This is a genomic window from Streptomyces sp. NRRL WC-3618 (genome assembly GCF_001280005.1).
Classification (GTDB): domain Bacteria; phylum Actinomycetota; class Actinomycetes; order Streptomycetales; family Streptomycetaceae; genus Streptomyces.
This window is the reverse complement of the sequence record NZ_LGDW01000461.1, coordinates 1-17,087: the sequence shown is the minus strand read 5'-3', so window position 1 is coordinate 17,087 and position 17,087 is coordinate 1. Positions and strand designations below refer to the sequence as shown.

The window sequence follows — 17,087 nt, the reverse complement described above, 5'->3', positions numbered from 1 at the left end:
GTGTAATGCGCACCATTCAGGCCCCGATGGCCGGGCCGATACTCTTGGAGGGTGACGTTCCCGGTAGTCGGCATGGTCGGCGGGGGGCAGCTCGCTCGTATGACACACGAGGCGGGCATCCCGCTCGGCATCAAGTTCAAGCTCCTCAGTGACACCCCGCAGGAGTCCGCGGCGCAGGTGGTCGGTGATGTCGTCGTCGGCGACTACCGCGACCTGGAGACGCTGCGCGCGTTCGCGCAGGGGTGCGATGTGATCACTTTCGATCACGAACACGTTCCGACCGAGCATCTTCGGGCTCTGGAGGCGGACGGCATCCCCGTCCGCCCCGGCCCCGACGCGCTCGTGCACGCCCAGGACAAGGGGGTGATGCGGGCGAAGCTCGACGAGATCGGGGTGCCCTGCCCGCGCCATCGCATCGTCCGCGACGTCCCGGACGTGGTGGCCTTCGCGGCCGAGGGCCTTCCTGAAGGTGCCCAGGGGGACGGTTTCCCGGTCGTCCTCAAGACGGTCCGCGGCGGGTACGACGGCAAGGGCGTGTGGGTCGTCCGCTCCGAGGCGGACGCCGCCGACCCCTTCCGGGCCGGCGTCCCGGTCCTGGCCGAGGAGAAGGTCGACTTCGTACGGGAACTGGCGGCGAACGTCGTCCGCTCCCCGCACGGTCAGGCCGTCGCGTACCCGGTCGTCGAATCGCAGCAGGTCGACGGCGTGTGCGACACGGTCATCGCCCCGGCGCCCGGCATCGCGGAGGAGCTCGCCCTCCACGCCGGGGAACTGGCCCTGCGCATCGCCAAGGAACTCGGCGTGGTCGGCCACCTGGCCGTCGAACTGTTCGAGACCCGTGACGGACGCATCCTCGTCAACGAACTGGCGATGCGCCCGCACAACTCGGGCCACTGGACCCAGGACGGCGCGATCACCAGCCAGTTCGCCAACCACGTCCGCGCGGTCCTCGACCTCCCGCTCGGCGACCCGCGCCCCCGCGCCAAGTGGACGGTCATGGCGAACGTCCTGGGCGGCGACTACCCCGACATGTACTCCGCGTACCTGCACTGCATGGCCCGCGACCCCCAGCTGAAGATCCACATGTACGGCAAGGACGTGAAGCCCGGCCGCAAGGTGGGCCATGTGAACACCTACGGCGACGATCTCGACGACGTGCTGGAGCGCGCCCGTCACGCAGCCGGCTACCTGAGAGGCACGATCAGCGAATGAGTTCCGCAGCAGGCCCCGTGGTGGGCATCGTCATGGGTTCGGACAGCGACTGGCCCGTCATGGAGGCCGCCGCCCAGGCACTCGACGAGTTCGAGATCCCCTACGAGGTCGACGTCGTCTCCGCGCACCGCATGCCGCACGAGATGATCGCGTACGGCGAACACGCCGCCGAGCGCGGACTGAAGGCGATCATCGCCGGCGCGGGCGGCGCGGCCCACCTGCCCGGCATGCTGGCGTCGGTGACCCCGCTCCCCGTGATCGGCGTCCCCGTACCCCTCAAATACCTCGACGGCATGGACTCGCTGCTGTCGATCGTGCAGATGCCGGCCGGCGTACCGGTCGCCACGGTCTCGGTCGGCGGCGCGCGCAACGCGGGCCTGCTGGCGGCCCGTATCCTCGCCTCGCACGACGAGGAACTCCTCGGCCGGATGCGGGAGTTCCAGCAGGAACTGAACGACCAGGCCACCGAGAAGGGCAAGCGGCTGCGCGCCAAGGTCGACAGCGGCGCGGGCGGCGGCAACGGCTTCGGCTTCGGGAAGTGACGTCCGTGGGCTCACTGGAGCAGGCCCGGGAACTGCTGCGCGAGTTCCCGGTCGTCGACGGCCACAACGACCTCCCGTGGGCGCTGCGCGAACAGGTCCGCTACGACCTCGACGCCCGCGACATCGCCACCGCCCAGCACACCCACCTGCACACCGACATCCCGCGCCTGCGCGAGGGCGGGGTCGGTGCGCAGTACTGGTCGGTGTACGTCCGCTCGGACCTCCCCGACGCGGTGCCGGCGACCCTCGAACAGATCGACTGCGTACGTCAGTTGATCGCACGGTACGAGGACGATCTGCGGCCCGCGCTGACGGCCGCCGACATGGAGGCGGGCCGGCGCGAGGGCCGTATCGCCTCCCTCATGGGCGCCGAGGGCGGCCACTCGATCGCCAACTCCCTCGGCACCCTGCGGGGGTTGTACGAGCTGGGCGTGCGCTACATGACCCTCACCCACAACGACAACGTGGCGTGGGCGGACTCGGCGACGGACGAGCCGGGCGTCGGTGGTCTGTCGGAGTTCGGCCGCGAGGTGGTCCGGGAGATGAACCGCCTCGGCATGCTGGTCGACCTCTCGCACGTGGCGGCGACCACGATGCGGCACGCCCTGGACACGTCCGTCGCGCCGGTGATCTTCTCGCACTCCTCCGCGCGCGCGGTGTGCGACCATCCGCGCAACATCCCCGACGACGTGCTGGAACGCCTGCCGGTCAACGGCGGGATGGCGATGGTGACGTTCGTACCGAAGTTCGTCCTCCAGGCCGCCGTCGACTGGACGGCCGCCGCGGACGACAACATGCGCGCCCACGGCTTCCACCCCCTCGACACGACCCCCGAGGCGATGAAGATCCACCGCGCCTTCGAGGAGACGACCCCACGCCCCGTCGCCACGGTCTCGACGGTCGCCGACCATCTGGACCACATGCGGGAGGTGGCCGGAATCGACCACCTGGGCATCGGCGGCGACTACGACGGCACGGCGTTCACTCCCGACGGCCTGTCGGACGTCTCCGGTTACCCGAACCTGATCGCGGAACTGCTGGACCGGCGCTGGTCGAAGGATGATCTTGCCAAGCTGACCTGGGGGAACGCGGTGCGGGTGCTGGGGGCGGCGGAGGATGTGGCGCGTGAGGTACGAGGGAGACGTGGGCCTTCCCGCGCCACGTTGGGGGAGTTGGACGGGTGAGGGGTGACTGGACCCCCAGAACGCGCCAGAGGGGCGACCATCTGTTGAACTGCGGCCACAACGGGTGAGAACCGTAGGGCGTTCGGCGTAGCTCGGAGCGGGGCGAGATATCGAGGGGGCTGCGTTGGCCGGGGAGGCTGAGGCTCGTGATGTGGCTGGCGGTGCTCGTCGGGGTGTCCGTGGCCGCGGGCTGGTGGTGAGTGCGCTCACCGGCTACGGCCCGCCACTGGACGGTGGACCTCCTTGTCCGTCCGGCAGCGAGGACTGCACCGCCCCGAAGGCCCTGACGAACGCCCAGATCGTGAGCGGGCCACCGCCGAAGGCGACGACAAGGCAGAACCAGGGCGGTACACCCATCCCGATGCCGGCGAAGGCCACGAGGGTGAAGGTGCCCGATGAGAACATGATCAGGGCGGCAAGGTTGCGCAGAAGGCGGATCGTGACGTCGATATCCGCTCTTCCACGCTGAGGCCCGGGCGGACACGGGTACGTCTCATCCGACTCGCCGACGGTGGCTCCCGACTGCAGGAATATGTTGTAGTCGGGCTCAGCGCGGCGGGAGCGGCGGGGGCCCAGCTCCGGTCCCTCGTGCTCGTCGTCGCTTCTCTCTGGTCCCCGGACGCGAGCTGCTTGAGGTGGGCCAACTGCCGGCGCATGACCCCCGGACCGCCGATCTGGCGGCGCAGCGCGGACTCGTCCAGAATCATCTCGACCTTGGGGCCGCCGTCCTGAAAGACCCTCTCCTGCCGGGCGAGCCGCATGTCGATGAGGCGCCTGGCCCGGGGGGTGGGTTCGCTGACCTCCCAGAGGGCGGTGATGTAGTCCGTGATCTGCAGCTGGCCCGGAACGAGACTCGGGTGGTAGCTCCGAATGAGGGTTGCCGCGCTCTCGTAGCCCAGGTACTGGGAGAAGGGCTGGCTGATGACGTCGTTGTACTCGGACCACCAGGACTGACCCTTTGGCGGGCGAGGCGAGATGCGTCGTCTGGGGCGCCGGTCGCAAACGTTTTCGCCGTGCGCTCCACCGTGCGCCGAGCGCACGTGCACTCCCGAGCCCGGCGTACCCCCGAACGCCCCACCCACCAGGAAGCCCCTCCGCCACCGTGCGACGGTGGCCCTATTGCGATCACGAGGTAGATCACGACGTACGGAGCCCGTCATGGCCGACCTGCAGGACGAACTGCACACCACAGCCGAGGTCGGGGAACTCGACCCGTCGGCCCCACCGCCCGTCCCCTTGCCGGAGCCCGAGCCCGACTTCTCGCCCCTCTCCGACCCGGACGCCGCCCCCCTCGACCGCGCCCACGCCATCCTCGCCGCGCACCCCGTCGCCGATGGCTACAGCGGGCTGCCCTGGGCGTTGCGGCACCTGCCCTGGTACGACCTGGAGCTCGGGGAGAACACCGTCGACACCGACGTGCCCCGGATGCGACGCGGCCACGTGGGCGCGCTGTTCTGGGCGCTGCACCTGCCGGAGGGCCTCGCCGGTGACCGGGCCGTCGGCGCCACCCTCGAGCAGCTGGACCTCGTCAAGACGGTCGCCCGGAGCCACCCCGAGGGACTGCGCCTCGCGGGCACCGCCGGGCAGGTCACCGACGCCCGTAACTGCGGGCGCATCGCCGTCGTCCTCGGGCCCGCATCGGCCGCCGCGATCGGCGACTCGCTCGCCATCCTGCGCGTCCTGCAGTCGCTGGGCCTGCGCGTGCTCACCCTCGCCGGGACGTCCTGGGCGAGTGAGGCGGGGCTGACCCGGTTCGGCGAGGAGGTGGTCCGCGAGATGAACCGCCTCGGCGTGCTGGCCGACCTCTCGGGCGCCTCCCCGGCCACCATCAGCCGTGCCGTCACGATCTCCAAGGCCCCGGTCCTGTGCACCCGCTCCGCGGCCCGCGCCCTGCGCCCCCACCCCGCGAATCTCCCCGACGAGACGCTCGCCGAGCTGGGCGCGGCCAGGGGCCTGTGCCTGGTCCCGCTGACGGCCGAGCAGACCGGGCCGTCCGTCCGGGACGTCGCCGACCATCTCGACCACGTCCGTGAGATCGCGGGCCCGGAGTGCGTCGGCCTGTCCGGCACGTACGACTCCGGCATCGCCCACCCGCAGGAACTCGGCGACGCCTCCTGCTACCCGAACCTGATCGCGGAACTTCTGCACCGCGGCTGGACCGAACCCGACCTCGCCCTTCTCACCTGGGGAAACGTCCAACGCGCGCTGCGCAGCGCGGACTTCACGGCCAAGGCGGCCCAGCAGCGCAGGGAGCCCTCCACGGTGCGGATCGCGGAGCTGGACGGCTGACCCGCCTCAGTGGTCCGCGGGATTCACGGGATTCAGGGGTGCTCGATCCGGCAGAGGCAGAACGGATGCCCCGCCGGATCGGCGTACACCCTGAAGTCCCGCTCGCCGTCCTGGTCGTCCAGGTCCAGCGGGCGGGCGCCCAGCGCGAGGACCGTCTTCTCGGCCGCGTCCAGCTCCGCCCAGGTCGCCCCGGCGTCCAGGTCGAGATGGAACTGCTGCGAGCCGTGGTCGGCCCGCGGCCACTCGGGCGGGGAGTACCCGGGCGCCTGCTGGAAGGCCAGCCGCGGCCCGCCGGGGACGTGGAGGACGACCCACTCGGGGTCCTCGTCCGCCGGCGTACCGCCGACGACCCCCGCGTAGAAACGGGCCAGCTCGCGCGGCTCGGGACAGTCGAGGACGACGGTACGGAATCGGGCTAGGGGTGCCATGGGTTTCCTCGTTCGGTACGGATGTCCGGCAGGTTCGGTCAGCCCGCGCAGAGGCAGAACGGGTGCCCCGCCGGGTCCGCGTAAACCCTGAAGGAGCGTGCCCGGTCCGACGTGTCCAGCGGCTTCGCGCCCAGCGCGAGCACCTCCCGCTCGGCCGTGTCCAGGTCGTCCACGGTCACGTCCAGATGGAACTGCTGCGAGCCGTCGGCCGACGGCCACTTCGGGGGTACGTGGCCGGGGGCGGCCTGGAAGGCCAGCTTCGGGCCGTCCGGGATCGGCAGGTCGATCCAGTCCTCCTCGGCCTCGGGCGTGGCGCCCAGCAGCGCGGCGTAGAACGCGGCGAGCGCGCCGGGGTCGGGACAGTCCAGGACGACGGTGTCGAACTTGGCGATGGGCATGGCTTCCTCCGTGGGTCGCTTTGCGCTGTTTCCTTGGTTTCCTTGGTCTCCTTGGCCTCTCTGCTTCCCTGTACCCAGTTGACGGGGTCGATGGGCATACCGCTTCCTACGCTTCTCCTTCGGCTTCGCCCCTTCCACGCGGAGCGGCGGCCCGCGAACCCACCAGCAGCAGGCACAGTACGGCGATCCCGGCGACGATCCCCGTCAGGAGGAGCAACGGGTCCAGTGGCCGTACCGAGGCGACAGCGGCGGTGGACTGCGCCTGGGGAGCCGCCCCGGCGACCGGCGAGGCGGCGGAGGACGGCGGCGCGGCGGCGGGTGCGGTGGTGGGCGCCGGTGATGCCCGGCCGGGGGCTTTCGGCGCCGCTGCCGGGGCCGGGGCCGTGCGGGTCGGTGCGCGGCCGGTCGGCGATGTCGGCTGGGTCATACCGGTTCCGGTTCCGTGGTGCTTCGATCCCGATCCTGATCCCGAGCCCGCGGTGGGTTCCGTGTGGGTGTGGGAGTGCGTCGGGGCCGCCGATGGCGCGGGTGCCGCCGCCTGTACCGCGATTCCGGCCGTCATGTTCGGATGCACGGTGCAGTAGTAGGCGTGCGAACCCGCCGTCGTGAAGGTGAAGCTCCAGCTCTCACCCTTGTTGAGCATGGGGGAGTGGATCTGGACCGGGCCCGAGGTGGTCTTCACGTCGTGCGGGGCCGTGTCCTGGTTGGTCCAGGTCACCGTGGCGCCGGCAGGGACGCTCAGCGTCGCCGGCGCGAAGGCGTACCCCTGCATGGTGACCCGGTAGGTGGCCGCCGACGCCTGTCCGGGCGCGGCAGACAGGAGCGCGAGGAGGGCGAGTACGGCGAGTAGGAGGCGGAGTGCGGCGGCCCTGTGCACCGGACGTATCGGCCGTACCGGAGGTGCCGGCCTCCCTGCCGTCCTCACGCGAACTCCGCGGCGACCAGCAGCCGCAGCCGTGTCGCCGGGCGTGGCAGGCGGCTGGGCCGGAAGCCGGTCGCGCGGCGCAGTAGTCGGTACGGCAGCAGGGCGGTGCCCACGACGAGCAGGCGGTGGTCGGCGCGCTCGACGACGCGGAGGCGAAGGAGGGCGGGGAACCGGACGCCGCGCAGGTTCAGGTCGCCGGTGAGCTGCAACTTCCGTCCACCGTCGAGAAGTTCGATGGTGTCGGAGGTGAGGACGGTGGGGGTGTCGTCGGTCCGGTCGAGATCCTCGAACTCGAAGCGGAGGGTGGGGGCGGGGTGTTCGGGCACGGTGGGGTCGTCGGGCACGGTCAGGGTGGCGTCGGTGAGGGTGACGCGTCGGCGGTGGGTGGGCAACGGGCCGTACCAGGCGGTGAGTTCGGCCAGCGAGCGGTCGGGGGCCACGGCGTACCGGCCGGGGTGTGGCAGCACGGCGGCGAAGGTGGCGGTGGGCAGGGTGACGGTTGTCATCCCGGTCTCCTTGGAATGCGGTTCCTGAAGTGTGGCGGGGATGTGGAGAATGGGGCGGGCGCCGGTCCGGCCGACTGAGCCTCGGCCGGACCGGCGTCCTTCCTCGGGGGCGAACCCCGTCAGCAGTTGCCGGTGACGAAGTCCTCGGTGGGTGTGAGCAGGTGCTCGGCCCAGACCGTGTGCATCTTGACGTAGCTGTCGACGTCGAGCAGATCGGTGATCTGCTGCCCGAGCGACTCCTCCAGGTGCGCCTTGTTGATGTGGTTCAGCAGCACACTGAGCGTCTCGTCGGCAACCGCGCCGCCGCCCTCGACGGCGGGCGTCAGGATCGTCTCGATCCACACCGTGTGCAGCTTGATGTACGAGTCCAGCGCGAGCGCGTCCTGCACCTGCTGGCCCGGGGACCGCTCCAGGTGCGCGGCGTTGATGTGCTGGAGGATCGGCAGGAGCACGTCCTGGACGCTGGCGCACTGCTCACCGCTGCCGTCGCCGCCCCCGGAACCGCCGGTGCCGCCACCGGACGAGCCGCCCGAGGTGCTGCCACCGGTGCCGCCAGTGCCGCTGCCGCCGCTCGACCCGGAACCGCCCGTCGACCCACCGGTCGAGCCGCCCGACGTACCGCCGGTGGAGCCACCTGTAGACCCACCCGTGGATCCGCCGGTGGAGCCACCCGTAGAACCGCCGGTGGAACCGCCCGTCGAGCCCCCTGCCGAACCGCCCGTCGAGCCCCCTGTCGAACCGCCCGTCGAACCGCCGTCGGCCGCGACGACCTTCACGGACGCCACCATGTCCGGGTGGACCGCGCAGTAGTACTCGTACGTCCCCGCCGCGCTGAAGGTGTACGACCAGGAGTCGCCTTGCGCCAACGTGCCGGAGTCGAACTTCTTCGGGCCCTTGGTGGTGGTGACCGTGTGCGGCACGCTGTCGTGGTTGGTCCAGCGCACGGTCTCGCCGACCTTGACGACCAACTGGGCGCCGTTGCCGAACTTGTTGTTCATGATGTCGACCTGATGGTCGGGTGCCGCCGCGGTGGCGGGCAGTGCCTCGGCGGCCGCTGCCGCCACGGCTGCGGGCGCCTGAGCCGCGCCCGCCGCCGAGTCCGAGGTGGTGGCCGTGCTGCCGGAGGCGGCCTGGAGCAGTCCCAGACTGAGCACGGCGGCGAAGGCCGCGCCGAGCCCCGCGACCAGCAGGGACCGGTTCCCGGCGGGCGACCCGCGGCGCGGTGCGCGCTCGCCGGCCCCGCCGGTTTCGTCGGTGCGTTTCAAAGCAACTCCTAGGTTTTCAGGGGGAGTTCACTGGCCGGGATCGACGACGAGGACGAGCCCCGTCTCGGCCGCGACCGAGTAACCGAAGGGCCGCACGGTGGCGGCCTCGCCGCGCAGCAGCACGGCGAGATCGAGGCGGGTGCGCACCCACTGGCGGCTGCACTGGGCGGCCACCAGGACGCCCCCGAGCACGGCAGCCTTGACCAGCAGCAACTGCCCGTACGAGGTGTGCAGCAGGGCGTCGTACGACCCCACGACCTGCCAGGCGAGCACCAGCCCGGCGCCGACGATCGCGGCGACCGAGACAGCGGCGAGCCGCGAGTAACCGGGCACCACCGACGCCAGTTCGGCGGGCCGGCGACGCGGCAGCACGGCCACCGTCAGCATGACCAGGCCGCCGGTCCACAGGGCTGCCCCGAGCAGATGGACGAGGTCGGCGACGGCGCCCCAAGTGGGCTCGCTGCCCTCGGAGTCGTGCCCTCGCATACCGGTCGACCGCAGCAGCCCGAGAGCCACCGCGAGGGCGCCCACGCGCCAGCCGGGGGAGCGTGAGGTAAGGGCCCCGCCCTGCAGCAGCGCGCTCAGCACCACCGCCGCGAGCACCCACAGCAGTCCGCGCGCGGCGAGCGCGACACCGGGCTCGGTGGTGAGCACCTCGGTGTACGAGGCCGGGCGCAGCGCGTCCCGCAGACCGCCGAAGGAGACATACGCGCCCTGGAGCCCGATGCCCGCGACCGTCGACAGCAGTCCGCAGCCCCAGGCCAGCGCGAGCAGCGCCCGCGCCCGGCGTTCCTCCGCGCCGCGCGGCCACAGCAGCGCGACGAAGGCGAGCCCGCCGACGAACACGGCCAGCGCGAGATACCCCATCCAGCGAGCGGCGACGAGGCCCTTCCGCACCAGGGGCGAGGGGGAAGGGGCGGCGGCCTCGTCGCCGCGGTCCTGGGCGCCGTGGACGGCCGCGGTGCTCGGGGCCGTGCCGACGGCGAAGGTGAGCCGGCCGGAGGAGGCGTGGCCGTCCTCCATGTCGACGACGGACCAGACGACGGAGAGCGTGCCGTTCGCCGGTCCACCGGTGGCGATGCGCACGGAGTCGCCGGTGCCGTGCGGTGCGCGGGTCACGGGGAGCCGGTCACCGTCGAGGGTCATGGCGCGGACTTCGGTGGGGTCGACGGGCTCGTCGAAGGTGAGGGTCAGGTGATCGGGGGCCTTGGCGAGGCGCGCGCCGTCCTTCGGGGCGGAACTGACGAGTTCGGTGTGGGCCGCGGCCGGGACCGCGCCGACCAGGCCGTGGAGAAGGGCGCCGAGGAGCAGCGGGAAGAGGGTGCGGAGGGTGCGGAGGCGGGTCACGGGGTGGCCTCCGACAGCGGGGACGCGGAGGGGGAAGGAGACGAGGAGGAGCCGCCGAGCAGACCGGAGAGAGGGGCGAGCCCGACGCACGGGGAGGCCGTCGGCTCGGGGGTCATGTCGTCGTCCGTGCCGGTGGCGTCCGTACCGCTGCCGTCGGTGCCGTTGAGGAGGCCGAACAGGGGCTGGGTGACACCGGTGAGGAGCGGCGCCACGAGCCGTACCTCACCGTCGGCGCAGGTGGCGTCGTCGGTGGGCGGCTCGGAGCCGGAGGGGGACGGCGACGAGGAGGGGGCGGGGGAGGGGGAGGTGGCGGGCGGAAGGGTGGGCGTCGGGGAGGGTGAGGTGCCGTGCCCGGCATGGCCCGGGTGACCCCCGGTTCCAGTTCCGGAGCCGGTGCCGCCGTACACGGGCAACTCCCCGGTTCCCACGGGCACTTGGCCGGTCCAGCCGCCGGTGTCACCACCCACACCACCCGTTCCGCTGCCCGGCGACTGGGCGCCGGAGTCGCCCGGGGCGATGTTCGGGGGTGCCGTGGCCGAGGGCGACGACGGCGGGGGAGCGGCGGCCTCGGCGCCGCCGGAGGCGGTGGACGCGCCGATGCCCGACGCGTAGCCGAGCACGATCACCACCGCCCCGACGAGAGCCCCCGCGACGAACTCGTCACGATGGTCCCTCGGCCAATTCGCCCTGCGGAACAAGGGCATGATCACTCTCCCTGGCATGGTCCGGTCATTCCGGTCGGTGAATGCGGACCATTGGAGGGTGGTGTGGATTCGGCGTGGCTACGCGCCAGTTAACTGCCTGTTGCCCACCTCTCTTTCGAAGGTGCCCCGGCTGTGAGATGGGTCGAGAACGTTGTCAATACGCGCAATGCGACGGTGGAGAATTCGTGCCGATGTGCAGCAATTCCCACACGCCGCTCGAATGGAATTCGAACCAGTTCTGGGGATTCTGGGGAGATGGCATATGTCGACACGCAGGCCGGTCGCCCCAGTCCCCGGGCGACCCGTGCCCCACGGACCGAGCCTTGACGCCTGGTCTGTCGCGGCCTCGCGGAATGCGGCCGCACCGGAATCCACCGACGTGGATAATTTCGGCGAAGTCCCGAGTTTCAGGTGAGTGCAAGAGCGCGACCTCAGAACTCGGCCGCAAGAACGCGACCGGAAAACGAGACCGCAAGAGCGCAGCCGCAAAAAAGCGCTCAGCGGCCGTCAGGCTCCCTCAGCCTCCCTCAGCCTCCGTCAGGCGGTCGGGCGCCCCATGGCCCGGTACGTCCACCCGGCCCGCCGCCACACCTCCGGGTCGAGAGCGTTGCGCCCGTCCAGCACGAGCCGGTGGGCCACCGCCTCGCCCAGCGCCGCCGGGTCCAGCTCGCGGAACTCCCGCCACTCCGTCAGGTGCAGTACGGCGTCGGCGCCCCGGACGGCCTCCAGGGCCGTGTCGGCGTACGCGAGCGTCGGGAAGAGTCGTCGCGCGTTGTCCATGCCCTTCGGGTCGTACACCGTCACCTGGCCGCCCTGGAGGTGTATCTGCCCGGCAACGTTGAGGGCCGGCGAGTCACGGACGTCGTCCGAGTCGGGCTTGAAGGTGGCGCCGAGCACCGCGATCCGCTTCCCGAGGAACGGGCCGCCGCCCAGTGCCTGCCGGGTCAGCTCCACCATCTGGCCGCGCTGGCGCATGTTGATCGAGTCGATCTCGCGCAGGAAGGTCAGCGCCTGGTCCGCGCCCAGCTCGCCCGCGCGCGCCATGAACGCCCGGATGTCCTTCGGCAGACAGCCGCCCCCGAACCCGATCCCGGCCCGCAGGAACCTGCTGCCGATCCGGTCGTCGTACCCGATCGCCTCGGCCAGCTTCGCCACATCCCCGTCGGCGGCCTCGCAGACCTCCGCCATCGCGTTGATGAACGAGATCTTGGTGGCGAGGAAGGAGTTCGCGGAGGTCTTCACCAGCTCCGCGGTCGGGAAGTCGGTGACGACGAACGGCGTCCCCTCCTCGATCGGGGTGGCGTACACCTCGCGCAGCAGCTTCTCGGCCCGCTCGCTCCGTACGCCGACCACGACCCGGTCGGGGTGCAGCGTGTCCTGGACGGCGAAGCCCTCGCGCAGGAACTCCGGGTTCCAGGCCAGCTCGGCGTCCGCGCCGGCCGGTGCCAGCCCGGAGATCGTGCGGGCGAGCCGGTCCGCCGAGCCGACGGGCACGGTCGACTTGCCGACGACCAGGGCGGGGGCGGTGAGGTGCGGGGCGAGGGACTCGATCGCGGCGTCGACGTACGACATGTCACAGGCGTACTCGCCGTGCTTCTGCGGGGTGTTCACGCAGACGAAGTGGATGTCGCCGAACGCGGCGACCTCGGCCCAGTCCATGGTGAAGCGCAGCCGCCCGGTGGACCCCTCGATCCCGGCGACGTGCTTGCGCAGCAACTCCTCGAGCCCGGGCTCGTACATGGGGACCTGCCCGCGCCGCAGCAGGTCGATCTTCTCCTCGACGACATCGAGGCCCAGCACCTCGAAACCGAGCTCGGCCATGGCGGCGGCGTGGGTGGCGCCGAGATATCCGGTGCCGATCACGGTGATCTTGAGAGCCATGGGTGCTCCTGGGGTATGCCTGCGGGCGCGGCCTGGTGTACGGCCTGCGGGGGTGGTCGTCCGTGCGATGGCGAGCATAGTCGGGGCGTTTCGGCGCCCCGCACCGGGCAGATTCCCTTCAAGGTCTCTCCCTGTCGCCAAGGTCACGTATCAGTGCGGGGGACAGGCCCTTAAAATTTGGGTTACTTAACGGTAGTTAGCGTCAGTCACACAGCGTCTTTGGAGCGTGAGAGACCTTGGCCGGATCGGCTGATTTCGACCTGTACCGCCCGTCGGAGGAGCACGACATGCTCCGTGACGCGATCCGCTCCCTGGCCGAGGCGAAGATCTTGCCGTACGCCGCCGCGGTGGACGAGGAAGCCCGTTTCCCCCAGGAGGCACACGACGCGCTGGTCGCGGCCGACCTGCACGCCGTGCACGTACCCGAGTCGTACGGCGGCGCGGGCGCGGACGCGCTGGCGACGGTGATCGTGATCGAGGAGGTGGCGCGGGTGTGCGCCTCCTCGTCGCTGATCCCGGCCGTCAACAAGCTCGGCTCCCTCCCGGTGATCCTGTCCGGCTCGGAGGAGCTGAAGAAGAAGTACATGACGCCGCTCGCCAAGGGCGACGGCATGTTCTCGTACTGCCTTTCGGAGCCCGACGCGGGCTCGGACGCGGCCGGCATGAAGACGAAGGCGGTCCGCGACGGCGACTTCTGGGTCCTCAACGGCGTGAAGCGCTGGATCACCAACGCGGGCGAGTCCGAGTACTACACGGTGATGGCCGTGACCGACCCCACCAAGCGCAGCAAGGGCATCTCGGCGTTCGTCGTCGAGAAGTCCGACGAGGGCGTCTCCTTCGGCGCCCCGGAGAAGAAGCTCGGCATCAAGGGCAGCCCGACCCGCGAGGTCTACCTCGACAACGTCCGCATCCCGGCCGACCGCATCATCGGCGAGGAGGGCACCGGCTTCGCCACCGCGATGAAGACCCTGGACCACACCCGGATCACGATCGCCGCGCAGGCCCTGGGCATCGCGCAGGGCGCCCTCGACTACGCCAAGGGGTACGTCAAGGAGCGCAAGCAGTTCGGCAAGCCGATCGCCGACTTCCAGGGCATCCAGTTCATGCTCGCCGACATGGCGATGAAGATCGAGGCCGCCCGCGCCCTGACGTACCAGGCCGCAGCGAAGTCCGAGCGCGGCGACAGCGACCTCACCTTCCAGGGCGCGGCGGCGAAGTGCTTCGCGTCGGACGTGGCGATGGAGGTCACCACGGACGCGGTCCAGCTGCTGGGCGGCTACGGCTACACGCGTGACTATCCGGTGGAGCGCATGATGCGCGACGCCAAGATCACGCAGATCTACGAGGGCACGAACCAGGTCCAGCGGATAGTGATGGCCCGCAACCTGCCGTAACAGCCCCGGACACGCGAGTGCGCCCCTGCCCGTCGGGCAGGGGCGCACTCGCGTGCGGTGCTCAGTTGCCGGAGACCGTGACCTTGTCGTCGTTCTTCAGCTCGGTCACCAGCGTCTTCACCTTCGTCTTGTTCCAGACGAGGTTGCCGCCGGTCGAGCCCGAGATCGGCATGTTCATGGACGTGCCGTCGCCGCCCGTGACGCCCTTCATCGCCCAGAACATGTCGGCCAGGTCGAACAGGCCCATGTCCTTGTCGACGATCAGGGTGTCGAGGCCCGCGCTCATCGTCGGGTACAGCTTGAACGGGTTCAGGATCGTGCCCGGCGTCGCGGTCTGGCTCGCCAGCGCCGCGAGGAACTTCTGCTGGTTCTTCGTACGGTCGAGGTCGCTGCCCGCGAGGGCGTACCGGGTACGGACGAAGGCCAGGGCCTGCTTGCCGTTGAGGGTCTGCTCGCCCGCCGAGAAGTTGGCGCCGGACTTCGTGTCCTTCATCCCGCCCTTGGGGATGGTGAGGTCCACGCCGCCGACCGCGTCCACGATGTTCGCGAAGCCGGCGAAGCCGATCTCCACGTAGTGGTCGATGCGCAGACCGGTGTTGAACTCGACGGTACGGACGAGGAGTTCGGGGCCGTCCGTGGCGTAGGCCGCGTTCAGCTTGGTGTGCCTGCCGGTGCCCTTGTACGTCTTGCCGGACTCGGAGCCGACGAACGTCGGGATCTCCACGTCCGAGTCACGGGGGAGGGAGACGAGCGTCGGGCCGTTGTCGCCGGTGTGCAGGATCATCATCGAGTCCGTGCGCTTGCCCTCGGCGGAGCCGGTGTGGAGCGCCTTCTTCTCCTCGGCCGACATGCCCGCGCGGCTGTCGGAACCGACGATCAGATAATTCGTGCCCTCGCCGCCGTCCGGCCGGTCGATGACCTTGGACAGGTCGACCTCGCGGTTCAGCTTGCCGTCGGCCCAGAAGTACGTACCGACGGACACCACGACCAGCAGGGAGGCCACGGTGATCGCGGTCCACTTGATGCGCGCCCGCCAGTTCGGGGCGGGGCGCGCACCACGGGCGCTCGCCATGCCGCCGGGCCCGCCCGGCCCGCCGCCCGGCCCGCCGGCGCTCTGTGCGCCGCCGTAGACCTGGCCGGTGTTGTAGCCGCTGTCGAAGCCGTTCCCGTTCCCGTACGGGTCCTGGCTCTGATCACCGGCGTACGGCTGCTGCTGCGGAACCCCGCCGTACGGCGGGGCGGCGGGATTCGGGCCGCCCTGGCCGCGCTGGACCTGCCGCATCACGCGCGCACTCTCGGGCTGTGCGTTCGCGCTGCCGCGTCCGTAGCGGTTGTTGCGGTTGTCGTCGGACCACGCGTCGGGCCAATCGTTCATGCGGACCAGTGTGCAGTGCCGGACCATGCCCTTTACAAGGGTCGATGGAATTTAGGGGCACGGCTGTTGCGAAGCTGACACAAATCGCCCAGGTGTGCGGCCGAACCGGGGTGGTAGCCATCACAGACCAGGTTTCACCGGCACCCCACCTGATCCCCCGTACTCACCCCGAACTCACCCGCCCGAACCTTCCGCACCCCCTGATGGTCCGCCCCGACCACCACCTTCAGCAGCGGCCCCTGCCCCCGCACCGCCCGCAGCGAACTCCCCGGCAGCGCCGCCGCCAGCGACTTCGCGGAGCGGTCCCACCGGGGGTCGTACGCGATCACCGTCCCCCGCGCCTCCCGGTCCCGCGCGTTCACCGGCACCCGAGTGGTCCGGAACCCGGTCGCGGCCAGCGCCCGGTCCACCTTCCGCCCGAGCCCCGCGGTGAGCGTCCCGTTCTCGACCTGCACCCGGATCTGCTGCGGCGCCACCTCCACCCGCGCCGGCGCTCCGCTCTTCCCGCCGCCCCCGCCCCCGCGCCCGCCCTTGCGCACCGCGAGCGGCTCGTCCTCCCGCAGCGCCCGGAACAGCCGCCCCGCCTTCGCCGCGTCCCACTTCAACGTCGAACCGATGCCTTTCACGGCGTATCCCATCCGCCCGATCGGCACGGTCGTGAACTCGGACGACGCCGGCGAGAAGGTCCGCATGGCCCGCCCGAGGTCCAGCAGCTCACCGGTGCCGAACTCCTTGTCCGCCCGCACCGACCCGAGCACCGCCCGGGTGATGTCCCGGAACCTCATCGGGTTCAGCAGCACCCCGGACGACGTGGACTGGGCGAGGAGCGCCGCCATGAACCGCTGCTGGCGCTGCATCCGCCCCAGGTCGGACGACCCGTCGGCGTGCCGGGAGCGGACGTACTGCAAGGCCTGCCCGCCGCTGAGCTCATGCTCCCCGGCGGTGAGGTCGAGGCCGGTGTAGGAGTCCTTCAGCGGTTTCGGCGTACAGATCTCGACGCCCCCCAGCACGTCCACCGTCTTCATGAAGCTGATGAAGTCGATCTCCAGATAGTGGTCGATCTTCAGATGCGTCATGTGCTCCACGGTCCGCACGGTGAGGTTCGGACCGCCCTCCGCGTACGCCGCGTTCAGCTTGAGGACATGCCCGCCGTGCCGGTGCCCGGTGGTCCGGTCGATGTGCGGGGGCGTCTCGGCGTACGAGTCGCGCGGCAGGCTGACGACGCTCGCCCGCTCCCGGTCGTCCGAGATGTGCACGATCATCATCGTGTCGGTGCAGTGGCAGGGCGTGCCCCCGAGCCGGAACCGCCGCCGCTCGGCCTCGCTGATCCCGTCCCGCCCATCCGTGCCGACCAGCAGCACGTTCATGCCGTGACCGGCCCGCGGACGGTTCTTCATGTCCTTGAAGGGATCGACGCGGGCGATGTCGGCGTCGAGGCTGGAGACCACCGCGTGCCCGATGCCGGCCGCGGCGAGCACCACGACGGACAGCGTCGTCACCGCCCGCATGGCCCAACGGGGCTTTTTCCGCCGTACGGGGGGACGCGGGCGCCCGGACGACGGCCGTGGCCGGCGCCGCGGGGAACCGGGGGAGTGGGGGGAGGCGGGGGACGCGGGCATGGGGGAGCACCTCCGCGA

Annotated in this window: 17 protein-coding genes; 5 read left to right on the top strand and 12 right to left on the bottom strand. The window is 71.0% G+C overall.

Annotated features, from left to right (window positions below):
* Positions 1-51: 51 nt before the first annotated feature.
* The 3 genes from ADL01_RS33045 to ADL01_RS33035 are packed head-to-tail and all read left to right on the top strand — an operon-like array spanning position 52 to position 2,938.
* Complete coding sequence (locus tag ADL01_RS33045) at positions 52-1,212, top strand: 5-(carboxyamino)imidazole ribonucleotide synthase (protein WP_078960894.1); 1,161 nt, start codon at positions 52-54, stop codon at positions 1,210-1,212.
* The gene (purE, locus tag ADL01_RS33040; protein ID WP_107091060.1) at positions 1,209-1,754 is read left to right on the top strand and encodes a 5-(carboxyamino)imidazole ribonucleotide mutase; all 546 of its coding nucleotides are present in this window, start codon (positions 1,209-1,211) and stop codon (positions 1,752-1,754) included. The genes ADL01_RS33045 and purE overlap by 4 nt, the downstream gene beginning before the upstream one ends.
* Complete coding sequence (locus ADL01_RS33035; RefSeq protein WP_053745722.1) at positions 1,751-2,938, top strand: dipeptidase; 1,188 nt, start codon at positions 1,751-1,753, stop codon at positions 2,936-2,938. The genes purE and ADL01_RS33035 overlap by 4 nt, the downstream gene beginning before the upstream one ends.
* Positions 2,939-3,151: 213 nt before the next feature.
* On the opposite strand, the gene ADL01_RS33030 is transcribed toward ADL01_RS33035, so the two are convergent.
* Complete coding sequence (locus ADL01_RS33030; RefSeq protein WP_053745721.1) at positions 3,152-3,343, bottom strand: hypothetical protein; 192 nt, start codon at positions 3,341-3,343, stop codon at positions 3,152-3,154.
* A 2-nt stretch (positions 3,344-3,345) separates the two neighbouring features.
* The gene (locus tag ADL01_RS45545) at positions 3,346-3,978 is read right to left on the bottom strand and encodes a DUF5753 domain-containing protein (RefSeq protein WP_199834993.1); all 633 of its coding nucleotides are present in this window, start codon (positions 3,976-3,978) and stop codon (positions 3,346-3,348) included.
* Between the two features lie 118 nt (positions 3,979-4,096).
* On the opposite strand from ADL01_RS45545, the gene ADL01_RS33020 reads away from it, so the two are divergent.
* Positions 4,097-5,227 carry a dipeptidase gene (locus ADL01_RS33020; RefSeq protein ID WP_053745720.1) on the top strand — a complete coding sequence of 377 codons (1,131 nt, stop codon included), beginning with the start codon at positions 4,097-4,099 and terminating at the stop codon, positions 5,225-5,227.
* A gap of 32 nt (positions 5,228-5,259) precedes the next feature.
* Here ADL01_RS33020 and ADL01_RS33015 read toward each other — a convergent pair whose 3' ends face one another.
* The 8 genes from ADL01_RS33015 to ADL01_RS32980 form a co-directional block, all read right to left on the bottom strand.
* Positions 5,260-5,655: a VOC family protein gene (locus ADL01_RS33015; protein ID WP_053745719.1), complete on the bottom strand. Its 396-nt coding sequence runs from the start codon at positions 5,653-5,655 to the stop codon at positions 5,260-5,262.
* 38 nt (positions 5,656-5,693) lie between these two features.
* Positions 5,694-6,053, bottom strand: a complete 360-nt coding sequence (locus ADL01_RS33010; protein WP_053745718.1) for a VOC family protein — start codon at positions 6,051-6,053, stop codon at positions 5,694-5,696.
* 106 nt (positions 6,054-6,159) lie between these two features.
* Complete coding sequence (locus ADL01_RS33005) at positions 6,160-6,930, bottom strand: cupredoxin domain-containing protein (RefSeq protein ID WP_107091059.1); 771 nt, start codon at positions 6,928-6,930, stop codon at positions 6,160-6,162.
* A gap of 44 nt (positions 6,931-6,974) precedes the next feature.
* Entirely contained in the window at positions 6,975-7,484 is a 510-nt protein-coding gene (locus ADL01_RS33000) for a hypothetical protein (protein ID WP_053745717.1), read from the bottom strand.
* 119 nt (positions 7,485-7,603) lie between these two features.
* Positions 7,604-8,749: a cupredoxin domain-containing protein gene (locus ADL01_RS32995; protein ID WP_053745716.1), complete on the bottom strand. Its 1,146-nt coding sequence runs from the start codon at positions 8,747-8,749 to the stop codon at positions 7,604-7,606.
* A gap of 27 nt (positions 8,750-8,776) precedes the next feature.
* Positions 8,777-10,096 (bottom strand): copper resistance CopC/CopD family protein, encoded by a 1,320-nt coding sequence (locus tag ADL01_RS42930; protein WP_078960893.1) that lies wholly within the window; start codon positions 10,094-10,096, stop codon positions 8,777-8,779.
* Positions 10,093-10,800, bottom strand: a complete 708-nt coding sequence (locus ADL01_RS32985; RefSeq protein WP_053745715.1) for a hypothetical protein — start codon at positions 10,798-10,800, stop codon at positions 10,093-10,095. The genes ADL01_RS42930 and ADL01_RS32985 overlap by 4 nt, the downstream gene beginning before the upstream one ends.
* A gap of 537 nt (positions 10,801-11,337) precedes the next feature.
* Entirely contained in the window at positions 11,338-12,681 is a 1,344-nt protein-coding gene (locus ADL01_RS32980; protein ID WP_053745714.1) for a UDP-glucose dehydrogenase family protein, read from the bottom strand.
* A 236-nt stretch (positions 12,682-12,917) separates the two neighbouring features.
* Between ADL01_RS32980 and ADL01_RS32975 the strand changes: the two genes are divergently transcribed.
* Positions 12,918-14,075: an acyl-CoA dehydrogenase gene (locus ADL01_RS32975; RefSeq protein WP_053745713.1), complete on the top strand. Its 1,158-nt coding sequence runs from the start codon at positions 12,918-12,920 to the stop codon at positions 14,073-14,075.
* 61 nt (positions 14,076-14,136) lie between these two features.
* Here ADL01_RS32975 and ADL01_RS32970 read toward each other — a convergent pair whose 3' ends face one another.
* Positions 14,137-15,450 (bottom strand): LCP family protein, encoded by a 1,314-nt coding sequence (locus ADL01_RS32970; protein WP_107091063.1) that lies wholly within the window; start codon positions 15,448-15,450, stop codon positions 14,137-14,139.
* Positions 15,451-15,584: 134 nt separating this feature from the next.
* Complete coding sequence (locus ADL01_RS32965; protein ID WP_078960892.1) at positions 15,585-17,069, bottom strand: LCP family protein; 1,485 nt, start codon at positions 17,067-17,069, stop codon at positions 15,585-15,587.
* Between the last annotated feature and the right edge of the window lie 18 nt (positions 17,070-17,087).